At 23.2% G+C, this 13,175-nt stretch carries 16 protein-coding genes; 1 reads left to right on the top strand and 15 read right to left on the bottom strand.

Annotated elements, in window-relative coordinates; genetic code table 11:
* Positions 1–205: 205 nt before the first annotated feature.
* The 12 genes from ACBT_RS02915 to ACBT_RS02860 all read right to left on the bottom strand — a co-directional run bounded on the left by ACBT_RS02915 (position 206) and on the right by ACBT_RS02860 (position 10,341).
* Positions 206–1,972: a hypothetical protein gene (locus tag ACBT_RS02915; RefSeq protein WP_024775567.1), complete on the bottom strand. Its 1,767-nt coding sequence runs from the start codon at positions 1,970–1,972 to the stop codon at positions 206–208.
* A 111-nt stretch (positions 1,973–2,083) separates the two neighbouring features.
* Positions 2,084–2,437 carry a hypothetical protein gene (locus tag ACBT_RS02910; protein ID WP_024775568.1) on the bottom strand — a complete coding sequence of 118 codons (354 nt, stop codon included), beginning with the start codon at positions 2,435–2,437 and terminating at the stop codon, positions 2,084–2,086.
* 20 nt (positions 2,438–2,457) lie between these two features.
* On the bottom strand, positions 2,458–4,281 hold the full coding sequence (locus ACBT_RS02905; RefSeq protein WP_024775569.1) for a hypothetical protein: 1,824 nt from the start codon (positions 4,279–4,281) through the stop codon (positions 2,458–2,460).
* 2 nt (positions 4,282–4,283) lie between these two features.
* Complete coding sequence (locus ACBT_RS02900; protein ID WP_024775570.1) at positions 4,284–5,378, bottom strand: hypothetical protein; 1,095 nt, start codon at positions 5,376–5,378, stop codon at positions 4,284–4,286.
* 237 nt (positions 5,379–5,615) lie between these two features.
* Positions 5,616–6,185, bottom strand: a complete 570-nt coding sequence (locus tag ACBT_RS02895) for a hypothetical protein (protein WP_024775571.1) — start codon at positions 6,183–6,185, stop codon at positions 5,616–5,618.
* Positions 6,186–6,418: 233 nt separating this feature from the next.
* A complete protein-coding gene (locus ACBT_RS02890) occupies positions 6,419–6,766 on the bottom strand; it encodes a hypothetical protein (RefSeq protein WP_024775572.1) in 348 nt (115 codons plus the stop codon).
* A complete protein-coding gene (locus ACBT_RS02885; protein ID WP_024775573.1) occupies positions 6,747–7,688 on the bottom strand; it encodes a hypothetical protein in 942 nt (313 codons plus the stop codon). Before ACBT_RS02885 ends, ACBT_RS02890 begins: the two co-directional genes overlap by 20 nt.
* A 68-nt stretch (positions 7,689–7,756) precedes the next feature.
* Positions 7,757–8,182, bottom strand: a complete 426-nt coding sequence (locus ACBT_RS02880; RefSeq protein ID WP_024775574.1) for a hypothetical protein — start codon at positions 8,180–8,182, stop codon at positions 7,757–7,759.
* A 1-nt stretch (position 8,183) separates the two neighbouring features.
* Complete coding sequence (locus tag ACBT_RS02875) at positions 8,184–8,876, bottom strand: hypothetical protein (protein WP_024775575.1); 693 nt, start codon at positions 8,874–8,876, stop codon at positions 8,184–8,186.
* Complete coding sequence (locus ACBT_RS02870; protein WP_024775576.1) at positions 8,867–9,313, bottom strand: hypothetical protein; 447 nt, start codon at positions 9,311–9,313, stop codon at positions 8,867–8,869. Before ACBT_RS02870 ends, ACBT_RS02875 begins: the two co-directional genes overlap by 10 nt.
* Positions 9,310–9,507, bottom strand: coding sequence for a hypothetical protein (locus ACBT_RS02865; protein ID WP_024775577.1), 198 nt, complete (start codon positions 9,505–9,507; stop codon positions 9,310–9,312). Before ACBT_RS02865 ends, ACBT_RS02870 begins: the two co-directional genes overlap by 4 nt.
* Before the next feature lie 12 nt (positions 9,508–9,519).
* Positions 9,520–10,341 carry a metallophosphoesterase family protein gene (locus ACBT_RS02860; RefSeq protein ID WP_024775578.1) on the bottom strand — a complete coding sequence of 274 codons (822 nt, stop codon included), beginning with the start codon at positions 10,339–10,341 and terminating at the stop codon, positions 9,520–9,522.
* A gap of 181 nt (positions 10,342–10,522) precedes the next feature.
* Between ACBT_RS02860 and ACBT_RS02855 the strand changes: the two genes are divergently transcribed.
* A complete protein-coding gene (locus ACBT_RS02855) occupies positions 10,523–11,068 on the top strand; it encodes a hypothetical protein (protein ID WP_024775579.1) in 546 nt (181 codons plus the stop codon).
* Here ACBT_RS02855 and ACBT_RS02850 read toward each other — a convergent pair.
* The 3 genes from ACBT_RS02850 to ACBT_RS02840 form a co-directional block, all read right to left on the bottom strand.
* Entirely contained in the window at positions 11,042–12,271 is a 1,230-nt protein-coding gene (locus ACBT_RS02850) for a tyrosine-type recombinase/integrase (RefSeq protein ID WP_024775580.1), read from the bottom strand. The genes ACBT_RS02855 and ACBT_RS02850 overlap by 27 nt on opposite strands.
* 164 nt (positions 12,272–12,435) lie before the next feature.
* Entirely contained in the window at positions 12,436–12,723 is a 288-nt protein-coding gene (locus ACBT_RS02845) for a YciI family protein (protein WP_024775581.1), read from the bottom strand.
* 39 nt (positions 12,724–12,762) lie between these two features.
* On the bottom strand, positions 12,763–13,146 hold the full coding sequence (locus tag ACBT_RS02840; protein ID WP_024775582.1) for a hypothetical protein: 384 nt from the start codon (positions 13,144–13,146) through the stop codon (positions 12,763–12,765).
* Positions 13,147–13,175: the final 29 nt, after the last annotated feature.

The following is a 13,175-nucleotide window of genomic DNA, read 5'->3' as shown; positions in this document are numbered from 1 at the left end:
TTTTTTATATATGTTTATTATCAATAAAAAAATATCTACATTTATGAAATTGAACTGTCGACACTTTATAGTACATAAAAATTATAATTTAATTAACCATTTCCAAATGTAACATTTATCAGAAAGTATTTTTTTATACACTTCTATCAAGTTTATATAAATTATAATTTCTAATTTGTAAAAGTTTTGTTACATAATTATATTTTTATTTAAATTTATTATTTTGTAAATAAAAAATATCCATAGTATATTCTCTTCTTAATTTATTTATATATTTTATTTCATCACTATGAATAGGTATTCTATGAATTACTGGAAAATAAGTAATAACTTTGTTGAAATCTATTTTTTCACAAATATCCAAATTATTATCTTTAAATATCTCACATCCGTCATTTAAAATCTTCAATGCAATATACTGAGGCATTCCATTACTTTTTGGTACATAATTTTTATTAGATAATATTCCATAACTTAAAACTAATGATAAAATTATGAAACTTCCAAGCGTAAAAAGTTTTAATGGTTCTTTATATCTTAATTTTTGTCTATATTCAGTGGGTATTTTCATTCTTTTTAACAATGTTAATAAAAGATCTAAAGGATAAATTATAAGTATTAAAATAAAACTCATAATTACAAATTTAATTATAGAATCAAATATGATTTTTGTTCCTTGTTCTTCAATAGAATATTCAAAAAAAACTATTGTTACAATAAATGAAAATAATAAACCTATTACCCAAATTAATGGAGAATAGGTTGGCGAAATTTTATCCATGAATTTGTTTATATGATTTGAAAGTGCAGATGCTATATTACTTGAAATAAATCCCTGAGTAGCTTTAATTAATAAGTATGTAGTATTTTCCTTGTTCTTTTCTCTAACACTAGCTATTTCTTTTATTGCTTTATCAAGTATAGGTAATTTACTATATGAATCAAAAAAGCTAAGAGCTTTTTTCTTACTAATATATTTCTTTTGACCTTCTTTGCTATTAAGAAATTCTATTTCATTTATAAATAAATCATCAAATATAGTTGGTTTAATGAATGGAATAGGAGGATTTGAAAAAGCATAACAAGTGTATTCTTTTGAATGAACACTGAAGTTTTGTTTTATAATAACACTATTCCCAATATATGTGAATATTTCTTTATCATCATTTCTATTCATGTTTTTATTAATATATTTAAAATCTATAGTATCATTTAAGAAAAGTAAATTTTTTTTCTTTAAAAATTGTTCTAAATCATTATTTGCAAATTTAGAATCAGTTTTAATAATAAATTCTGGCTTTGCTTTTGCCACAATATCGTGGGTAATAATAAAATATCCATGACCATTACAATTATCACAACGAACTTTTCCAGATCCAGAACATGAATAACAAGCTTTATTACCACGACCACTACAATTATAACAACTAGTTGTTGTATATATTAGCTTTCCCATATGATTTCTATAAGTAGTTTGAGTTGAACCTGTTCCACTACAATAGTTACATCTATGTTTTCCATTACCTCTACAAGAATTACATGTTATTTTACATTTACCATTACAAGTATGACAAGTTTCTTTCGTTGAAAACTTACCAAAATCTTTTATAATATAATTTTTATTTGCTTTGGATATTCCATCTCTTTTAAGTTCTGTAAAAGTGGTAATAAATTGTATCCTTAAATTTTTATCAAATTTAGCTTTTTCTATTAACTTATTAGTTATATTTTTAAGTTCATAAATTGAATTACATGATTCTCCTATATGTGAACCACCTGCTTTAGAAGATTTATTGTATTCACCAAAAAATACCCAAATTATATTAAGTTCAGCCTTTATATTTTCTACTTCATAATCTATTGATTTAACATCATTTATAGTTGCATTATTACCATCTATAATGTTTGATAAATATTGTATGAGATTTTTTGAAAGCTCTTTATCATATTCTTTTTCTGAAGTATTGTCCATATTTTTCCTTTAAAGTTTGGTATTTTTTATTTTGTAAATCTATAAACACAATTTAATATAATTTACACTCAACTTTCTCTATTAACCAAAGTTAATTATTTTTCCTTTTATTTAATCTTTTAATTCGCCTTTAAGACCTTGATTAATATACTCTTTACCTCTTTTTACAAATTCAACGTTTTTTTGACCACCAACTGCTTCAATAGCAGTTTCTTTTACTTTTTGCTTTGTAGCTTCATATTTATCTTCAGCTTTTGATAAAGTACTTTTTGTATTTGTTTTAGATTCATAATCTCTTCTTTTTTTCTTTTTATGACTATAAACATCTTTGGTTGTATTAACTACTACATCTTTGATTTTATCCTTAGCTTTACTTTTTATTTTCTTCATTATAAAACCAGCTTCAAGATTTGTTATACTTAAAATCAAAATTATTAATAATTTTGATATGTTATTAAATTTCACAATAATACTCCAATATTAAGTTATTTATATTTTAATTTATATAATTTGTTGTAACTAAAGTTTTCAACTACTAAAATCCAGTTCATTGCTTCAACATAAAAATTAATAAATTTAGAATCGTGCTGTTTTTGGAATATTTTATACTGTTCTAAAACTTTATTATCTTTACCAATTTTATATGGATAATAAATAATAACAACATATAAAAGAACTTTTACAATATTAGTAGTAATAAATATTTTTGTATCTTGTTTAATAAATTTTAAAATAACTATTAAACTCAACACTATTACCGATACAAAGTTCAATAAACTAGCTAATAATGACATAAATATTGCAAAAGGTATTATAAACATTGATTTGATAGCATAATCACCTTTTTCTTCATGTTCATTATTATCCAATTGTTCTTTTGTTAAAATAAATTTATCTAAATAATTTTCTTTATAATAAGGTTCATAGAACTCTGAATAAAATTTCTCAGTATTTTTATTTTCAATCATTTTGAAAAGTATTTCACCATATTTTTCACCATATTCTTTGATAATATCTGGTTTCCAATATTTTGCAAAAGAATTATAATTTAATTCTAATTCAATATCTTTTTTAATTGCTTTTCTTAATTCACTTCTTAATTGGATTTTCACTTCTTCTTGCTTTTTATTTAATTTATTCAAAATAGCATTTACAAAAGTATCTTTAGAATAGTTAAAATCCATAGGTAAATTAATTTTAAATTTACTATTTAATTCTTTTGCAATTTTACTTCTAGTATAGCTGTTAGCGAAAAATTCTTTTCGTGTTAAATTAGGTTCTATATTTTTATCCCATTTTCTTTCTGCTTCTTGTTTTAAAACTCTTCGAATACTATTTTTTGAGGGACAAATATTATTTTCACACCAACTAATAGGTTCTATATATCTTCCAAAATTTTCTTGCATAGATTCATTGTATTTATCTTGTGCACGTTTAAAATTATGATATTTAAAATAATCTGATAAATCTTTGTAATAAGTTTCAATCTCTGAATTACTTGGATTTATTCCTTTCATATAATGATCTGAATTAATTCTATAACTTGTGTATGATTTTGCAAATATATTTATTTTTACATCTTCATAAATTTTATTTACTTCTGCTTTTTCTTTTTCAATATTTGCTAAAAATTTATTAGCTTCATTTGTTTTTGATGTATAAGTTTCAAAAGCATTATTTATCTCTTTTAATGTACTATTAAATTTATTTTCTGATTCCTTATACTTATTTTCATATTCCTTGTTTTTTTGATTTAATAAATAAGTTTCTGTTAATTTATTCTTATTCTCTGCAACTTTATCTACTAACTTATCATCGTAAGCCATTAATAAAAATATATTTGCAATTAATACCTTATCTTCTATTGTTAAATTTTCTAATCTCTCTTTAGGAATAAATGAACCGTAACCCATTTGACTATTTAACATTCCATATTTGAAGGTAGTTGCATAGTAAGAATAGTATCTTTTGTCTTTATTCTCTTCAACTATTTTATCAATTAACATAGTTAAAGATTTATAAATGCCTAAATAGACTATCATACTAGTAATAACTAATAATATGTAGACTAAAATTTTATTCTTTACAATAAAGTTATATACCAAATAAAGAAAAGGGATAACCAATAAAGTTAAACCAATTGAGCTTAGTTTATGTCCATATAATTCTAAAGATTCTAATTCTTCTTTATCTACTTTAGGTTTACTAACTATATCTAGCAGAGAACCATTGTAATCTATTTCAAAAAGTAAATATATTATTTTTGCAAGAATTATTATTAATAAAAATAAAATACTATATTTTTTCATTTTTATATTCCATTATCAAAATCAATAAAATCATCATTCTTTACTTGTTCTTTATCTAAATTTTTATTACTTAAACTTAATTTTCTATCATCATTTTTAATTTCCATTTTTTTACTATTATTTGTATATTTAAAATCTAGATTTGGGTAAATACTTTTTGCATTAAATGATTTTTTTTTATTTTTAATATCTACATATTCGCCAGTTGTAATAACTTTTGAGAAATTATCCATAGCATAACTTATTTTTATATCTTGTGGTAGCTTAAGAAAAGAAGTATCAATTAAACTAAATTCATTTTTTCTATTTTGTAACTCTCTAAATAATCCCTCATTTGTCAAAGCAACAAATCTAATTAAATCTTCATTATCGTTTAGATTTTTATTATTTTTTAAATTGTAAACAATAACATGATATTCCATTTTATGATTTCTTACTAAATAACTAATTTCATCTTGAGCATAGATTTCTTTTCTATGTAAATCTCTACTATTTATTCCATGTAATTTAGTCACTCTTAATATAACTCCATTTACACTACTATCTGGATATGGATTATCTATAATAAATGCTTTTTCCTCTTTATTGAAATAAGATTCATTTAATTCGTATTCTATCCATTTGTCTTCATCTGAAATTTCAATTGTATGAGCATTACCAAAATTCATACCTAAAGTATCTTTAAGAAAATCAAATGGTATTCCTATAACTTTATCTACTACATTTATAGAAGTTGAATTTATTTTTTCATTTATTTCCATTTTCTTTATTTTTATTTTTTCGACTATCATATGTTCATTAAAAATAGTTTCAAAAATTGGATAATCTTTTGTGCTTATTTGAAATACATTGTCTCTACCCCATCCATTTAAATGATTATTCTTTAAATTGAAATTTCTTTCTGGTTTTGTCCAAAAATACAATTCGTTTCTTAATTGTTCTGGAAAATCTAAAATATGCCCATGATAATCATATTTATTCTCTACAAAATTTATTTTTGAAAAATCTTTAGTCGAAGATGATAATTTCTCTTGACTACTGTTGCAAGCACTAAATAAAAAGCAAATAATTATTGTTAATAATATTTTAGAATACATTTAACACCCCCCCATATGTAATAAAAATTTATTTTATATTCTATTTGTATAAAAATCAACACTTTTTAAAATTATTTCTTCAGATAATAATAACCATTTATTATAATATTTAACATTCAAGCACCTACAAATATAAAAAATCCTACATTAATAAAACTATTTTTTTAGTTATATTCCTAATACAAAGCATCATTATCCTATTTGATATTTCAAAATTGAATATTTTTTATAATTATCTTATTGCAATTTTATTGCAACACCTCTCATATGATGAATTGTTCTATTTCTTGATTGAATATTATTTTTATTTCCTGCAATATCAGTCATTGTTTGAGCTGTATGACTAAAATTTATTATAGCATCGGCTTTGATATTAAATGCCATTTTTATTAATTCTTCTCTTGCTTTGTCATAGTCTTCATGACCACCAAGATGAATTGAATCTAATATTATATAAGATAAATTATGGGGTGGATTTTCTATTATATGTATATTCTTTTTGTACACTTTAAAGCACTCATCTTTAATTGCTTTTTTAGGGTTTGCCAATATTATTAAAAATAAAATTAATAATATTACTGATAATACACCAAAAAACACAGCAAATCCACCAGCTAAACCATTTTCATCTTTAAAATAAAACGAAACTATCATTACTAGTATAGCTGATATAGATAGCTTTAACATTAAGTATCTTATCTTTGATTGTTCATCTTTATTATTAACTTTATTTTCTATTGAATCAAAATCAAATTTGTTGATACCAAATTTAGTTTTAGTATAAATTGGTTCACTCTTTTTACTCATAAATTTTCCCCTAAAAAATTTATTATAAACATAAGCATAATTTATATTTATTTAAATCTTACAAAAAAGGGAATCCATTTTCGTAAGAAATCTTTTAATCTTTAATCACAATTTATATCAAAAATCAATTTAATAAGTATTTAAAATTAAATAATTTTAATTTAATATTTTGCTTTTTTAAAGATTTTATTTCCTCTAAAAATTTTTCATAATTTTATTTAAATCTTTGAGCTTTAGTTACCATTTAAAACCTCTTTTATAAACTTAATATTTTCATCACAGGGAGAGCCTAAAAAAACAGATTTTACATCTTCTAAATCAATAAAATATTTATCTTTTAAAACTTCTAAATCTTCTTTAGTTGCATTTTCAAAAATATCATTTACAAATAATCTCTCATTATAAGTTAAATCATCATATCTTTTTTTAGTAAGAGCATTAACGATAAAATCAGTTAAAATAATGTTGCCATCATCAACAATTTTACTTTTAATAAATTCTCTTTTTTTGATTATCTCTAAAGCTTCTTTTTCGGTTTGTTTAATTAGTTCGTTAGCTTTATTAATTAGTTTCAAACTCATTTACAATCTCCAACAATATCTTAAAAAGCTCATAATCTTCATATTTACCACTTAAAGGAATTTTCCAACCTTTAACATCAAAAAACCCTATTTCAAATAATTCTCTATATTTATTGTTTAGTTCTTGTAAAACTCTATCTTTCCCAAACTTTTTACAAAGCGTATGAATATCTTGTTTGTTCATAGTTCCTAAATAGTTTCTAATAATTGATGTAACTTTTTGGTTTGCTGGAAACGGTGTTTGCCAAAAACAATTAAAGGTGTAATCTTTAGGATCGTGCAAATATAACTCTATTTTTACTACATAAAAATCTCTAGTTTCAGGATTTCTTATTGTATTGGGATTTATTCCATTGAATATCTCTATTAATTCTTCCAAAGTAAATATTTTTTGTAAATTATCAATAGAAATATATTTTAATACTTTTTTTCTAAGGACATCAAAGCTAATAGGAAAATTCTCATCATTTTTTGTTTTTAAAATTCTATATACATTACTTGCATTGATATCATAATCCCAACATACAGCTTCTAAACACTCTATGTTTTCAATAAGTTGTCTTAATCTAGGAGATTTAATCTCACTTGATTTTAATGGAACATAAGGTTTTTTAGGCTCTTTATTAATTTCAATATTAAAAAGATTGTCCCAAAAAGAAAAGCCACAATCACAATAAGTAGAACTTTTATAAATATCTTCAATATCTTTTAAATTGAGATTATAAGCATTTAAAATAGCTTCTAAATCTTCATTATCTTCTATTTCTTTAAATAATTTTGAAACAAGTAACCTTCCTCTTGGAGTTAGATTTTTATAGTCATTTTTTGATAAGCACTCTTTTATCTCTTGAGTAGAAAACTTTTTCTCTTTTAAAAAGATGTTTCTATTTAAAATATGCGGTAAACGATTATATGTTTTCATTTTTTTCCTTTTTAAAATGCTTTGAATAATTAATAATTACTTAAAGCTAAATTTATACCTCGTTAGGATTAAACTCTATTTTTTCTGTTAAAACACTTCTCGCAAGCATTTATATAATGATTATTTTTTTCTGTTGTTTCTATTTCATCATTCGCACCACAATACTCACAAATCATCATAGACTTATCTTCTGTTACATAGATTAAAGAGTCAATTAAAGTTTCAATAATTTGTGGTACAGGTGAAACAAAATGATAATCAACTCTCAAACTATTATATTTGTTATACATAGCTTCTATTTTGGGAAGTTCACAATTTGCTAATTTACAAACTTCTTCTATATTTTTTCCTAATTCATAAACTAAATCTACCCAGCCATTTGAAAATTTAAAATGTTTTTTATCTTTGTATATTTCTAAACTTTTTAATTTAGCTTTGTTATCTTCACTTAATCCTATTTCGGGTTTTTGGACTAATATTTTTGTTGTTTGCATTTTAATCTCTTTTTTGGAATCTATGTTTTCCAGTTTCGATGAATAGCCTTGAAAAGCTTTCAAAATCACTCAAATATATATATTCTTCATCATCAATAATTGCATAAGTGCTACCTTTGGAACTATCTAGCCAAAAATCATAAAAAGGTAGTTTTTTAATATCATTTTCTTTAACTAAATTACCTTGATAAATTTCCAAACCAAAATAAGTTTTATTTTTTGTCGGTTTTATAGTGTATTCTTTTAATGGCTTTTGTAAATAAACTTTGGCAAAACTACATACATTGTTTTTAATATCATCTGTAATTTCTAAATATTTTGTAATCTCATTTGATTCATCATAAAGAAGCTTTACAGGAACACCCATTAAATAACAAGCAACTAAAAAACTTCCATTTGATACATAACAATCTTCTTCATCATACTCTTTGCCTTTTAGAAAATTAAATATATCTTCTATAAAAGCAAAAGAGATAATTCCATCTTCACTTCTTGTACATCTTTTAATATATTTTTTTGCATAATGAACTTCTTGATTAAGTTTTAAAGGTACTATATTTTCAATATTTTTTTCTGTAAAACTTTTAATTCCTTTATCATCTATAAAGAAATTATCATCTATTTTAAAAATCATTTTTCTATCAATCATAGTTAGAACTTTGTCATTTTTTTGAGCAAATTTACTTAATTGCATTTTTTCTCCTTTTCTAAAGCTCTTTTTTCGTGGTGGTTTTTAACCATTTCTTCATACTCATCTTTTGAAATTGAATTACCTTTATGCTCTTCACAAACAGTTGTGTAAATTCTATTCTCAACTCTTGTTTCACCATATTTGCCACAAATTTCACAAGTATTAGATGATTTTATTTCAGCTTGAAAAACTAAAGCTCTAATACTTTTTTCTACTATTTCAGGATATTGTGAATTTAAAGTATTGTAATAAAATCTTAATGTTCCAAACTTCTCTTTTATTTGTTGAATTTTTGGAAGTCCACAATTAGTTAATTTACATAAATCTTCAATGTCTTTTCCTAAGTCATAAACTAATTTAGTCCACCCGTCTTTGAATTCAAAAGCTACTTTTTTGTATATCTCTAGGCTTTTTAATTTTTCTCTATTTTCTATATTCATTTTAATTTCTCCCCATATTTCTCAAACCAAAAATCATTATTGCTCATATCTTCCATAGATAAGTTTTTAATTTCTTCATCGTTTGGATATTTTTCTCTAAGTTCAGTCCATAATTTAGCTCTTTTTTGAATACTCTCAACTTTATCTTTTGAAATTGGATTAGTCCATTTCTCTTTTGTAAAATCTATATCCATTTTATTTATCCTTCAAATTATTATTTGCTTTATTTGTACAAACTTTCCATTTCCACTCTCATTATAGTAACCCAAAGGATTACAAATACAAGTAACATTATGTTCTTCATATTCAATAACATCGTGGTTATGTCCAAATATCCAGTATTTCATACTTCCATTTTTTAAATACTCTTCACCATCAAAGCAAAAAAATGTACTTGAGGGATTTTGATATTTAATATTTAGATACTCTTTTTTAGCACTTGGATTAACATGAGTAATCATTACATCACACTCTTTATAAACTCTTTCAATTTTAGGTTTTTCTATTTCAAATATATCATCAAAATTTTCAATTTCTAAAATATTTTTATAATCAGGAGTACAGTTTTGCCACATAATGTTAGTTGAATATTTTGGGAAAAATTCATCAGGATAATTTACTTGTAAATAGCCCTCATTGTACCAACCATTACAACCACCAAATTTAACGCCATTAATTTCAATAATATCTCCGTCTAAGCAATAGATATTTTCTTGCTTATTAATTAGTTCTCTCATATTAAAAACTCTTTCAAAAGAGCCTTTAAATAAAGACTTATTCTCTTTGCCTACTAAATAATAATCATGATTTCCCAAAACACAAACTATATTTTTATAAAAATCTTTTAGAATTTTTAATATCTTTATGTTTTGATGATTGTTATGTCCTAAGTCACCTGCAATTACTAATACATCACCACAATTATTAAAATCAATAATTTGACTATAAAAGCTAATTACATCATCTTTTGTGTATTTATTATAAAAGTAGTTATCAAAATGTAGGTCACTTAATATATCTATTTTCATTTTTTCTCTTTTTATGTATTAAAATATTAATATATTTAATTTTTATACTCTATTTATTTTATTTTTTGTATTATATATTAATTTCGTTGAGATAGTCAATAGTAAATTAAATATTTTAAGTTTAATTCTAATAGAATCTTTAAATTACTTAATTATATTAATATAACTCAAAAGGCTTAATATGACAAAAGAACAAATAATGGTTGAATTATTCGAATTTTCGGCTCCTACATATTATAAATGGACAAAAAAAGAGAAAAGAAAGATATTTGATTTACTAAATTATGCTTTTACATTAGAAGAATTAGAAGAATTTATATCTAGTGGTAAAATTGAAAAGATGGAAATTATAAATAATAATCAAGTTTTAATTAATAAAATTAAAGAGTTTAAAGAAAATTTGATTGAAAAATCTAATACATTTATTGCAAATAATGTACTTGTTAAAATAAAAGAGCATTACATTAGAAATAATTATAAAATTGATATGGAAGAGTTAAAATTTGAGTTATTTAATTTAAATGACTACTATTTTATAGAGTGTGCCGATGAAGAGTTTATGTTAAAACTTAATGATTTTGATACAAGATATAATTTTGATACTAATTCTTTAGATTCAGAAGAAAGAACTTTAGATACTATTAGTTCTATGACTAGATATAAAATAATTAGTTATATAGAAAATACACCTAAAGAGATTTTAGAGTTTGCTTTGAATTTTATCTAACCAATCAGCCCACCACTGCATTAACTCTTTTTTTTCTTCAAAATATTTATATTTTGATTCCCTATTATAAGCCGCCTTTACTCTATTTTTTTCTTTATGTGCCAAGCAAGATTCTATAATATCGCTATGAAATCCATGTTCTTTATAATATTCATAAGCAATTGTTGAAAACATGCTTCTAAAACCATGAAAAGTATGTCTATCTTGATAACCTAGTTTGTTTAAATTTGCTGATAAAGTTGCTCCAGAAACTCCTATATCTTTTCTCTGTCGAGAAGGAAATACAAACTCACTTCTATGTCTTGAGTAAGGTTCTATTTGTTTTATAAGTTCTATTGCTTGTTTTGGTAAGGGACATACAAAATCTACATTTGTTTTCATTCTTTCTTGTGGTATTTCCCATACCCCTTTTTCTAAATCTAATTCTTTCCATCTCATTAACCTTATATTCTCACTTCTAACGAAAACATATGGGATAATTTTAAATATAAATATAACGCTAATATCGCATTTATATTTTTCTTCCATTGAGTTAATGTCTTTTAATAATTCTTTTATTTCATTTGGAGATGTTATTGCAGGATGATGTATATTTTTATTACTAGGCACTAATACAGATTTTTTATCAATATCAGCAATAATATTATGTTCAATATATCCTTTTGTTACAGCAAACATGTATATCTTATTCATTAAAGAGAGAAGTCTATGAGCAGTTTCTATAACACCTTTATTTTGTATTTTTTCTAAAATATTTATAATATCAATTCTTTTTACATCTTTTATAGCAACATTGCCTAACCAATTTGTAAAATTATTTAACATTCTTCTATTTTGAGTAATTGTTGCTTCACTTGAACTTTTTGCTCTTAACTCTAACCACTCATTAATAACTATGCCTAATGTAAGATATTCAGAAGATTTTTTAATTCTTTTTTCAGATATAGGGTTTATATTTTCATTTAATAGTTTTTTAGATTCATCTTTTTTTTCTCTAGCCTCTTTTAAGCTTACCTTAGGATAAGTACCTAAGCTCATAGATAATCTTTTCCCACCGTATCTAAAATCAAGCCTGAAAAATTTAGAGCCATTTCTTCTAACTACAAAATATAAACCATCACCATCACTTAAATTGTAATCTTTATCTTTTATTTCTGCTTTTTTTATTTCCAATTCTGTAAGCTTTTTAACGGTTCTCTTCATATGACAGTACATCCTTATGATTATTTTTCTTGTACTGTTTATTGTACTGTATAAAAACTGAGCTTTAATTAAATTTATTGATTTTTATTGAGACAAATTGAAACTGTTAAAAGTCCAATTTGCCGTAATTTGTGAGAATATTTGATATATTTTGAGATATATTGTTATTGCTTAGGAAGTAATTTTACAGGAACTATCTGTATTTCTTCATAATTCCAAACTTTTTCTTTAACATAAGGTTCATTTTCAAGCCATGCGTCCAATTCTTCTTCATTTTCAAAATCAACAAATAAAGTAGAACCTACCATTTTATCATCTTCAATTAAAGCTCCAGCATTTATAATATTACCCTTAGAGATAAGTTCTTTTGTACTTTTTAAATGCTCATCTCTTACTTTTAATCTTCTTTCTAAAGCATCATCATAATCATAAGCTATTACTAAATATTGCATTGTCCATCCTTTTAAATTTTTTTGATTTTAACACAATATTTATAAAGCTGTAGCAAATAAAAAGCTTATAGGATATATTAAAACATTTAAATATCTTAAAATAGGTGATATATTTGCATTAAAAGGAATTATTTGTTCTAGGCTAAAACCATTTAACATTTTTTTCATAATAGAGAGTTTTAGACTAATATCTAAAAATTTCAAAACAATTATTGAACTCATCCAAAAACCAAAATTATTTAATGTTATACTTAAAAAGATTGAATAGAAAAATGATAGGTGTAATATAAAATATAAAAATATACTTTTTTTAAAAGCTAAAAAATTGTTTTCTAATAAACCATACAGATTGTCAGATTTTTGCCAATTTGTCTCAAAAAGTTCAATAGCAATAAATATAAAAAAGAGATAGATTATTTCCATTTTTTTAAGAGCTAATAGGGCAAGAACCC

This window comes from Aliarcobacter cibarius (assembly GCF_013372265.1).
Lineage (GTDB): Bacteria > Campylobacterota > Campylobacteria > Campylobacterales > Arcobacteraceae > Aliarcobacter > Aliarcobacter cibarius.
The sequence above is the reverse complement of the archived record's forward strand: the minus strand, read 5'-3'. Positions and strand labels throughout refer to the sequence as shown.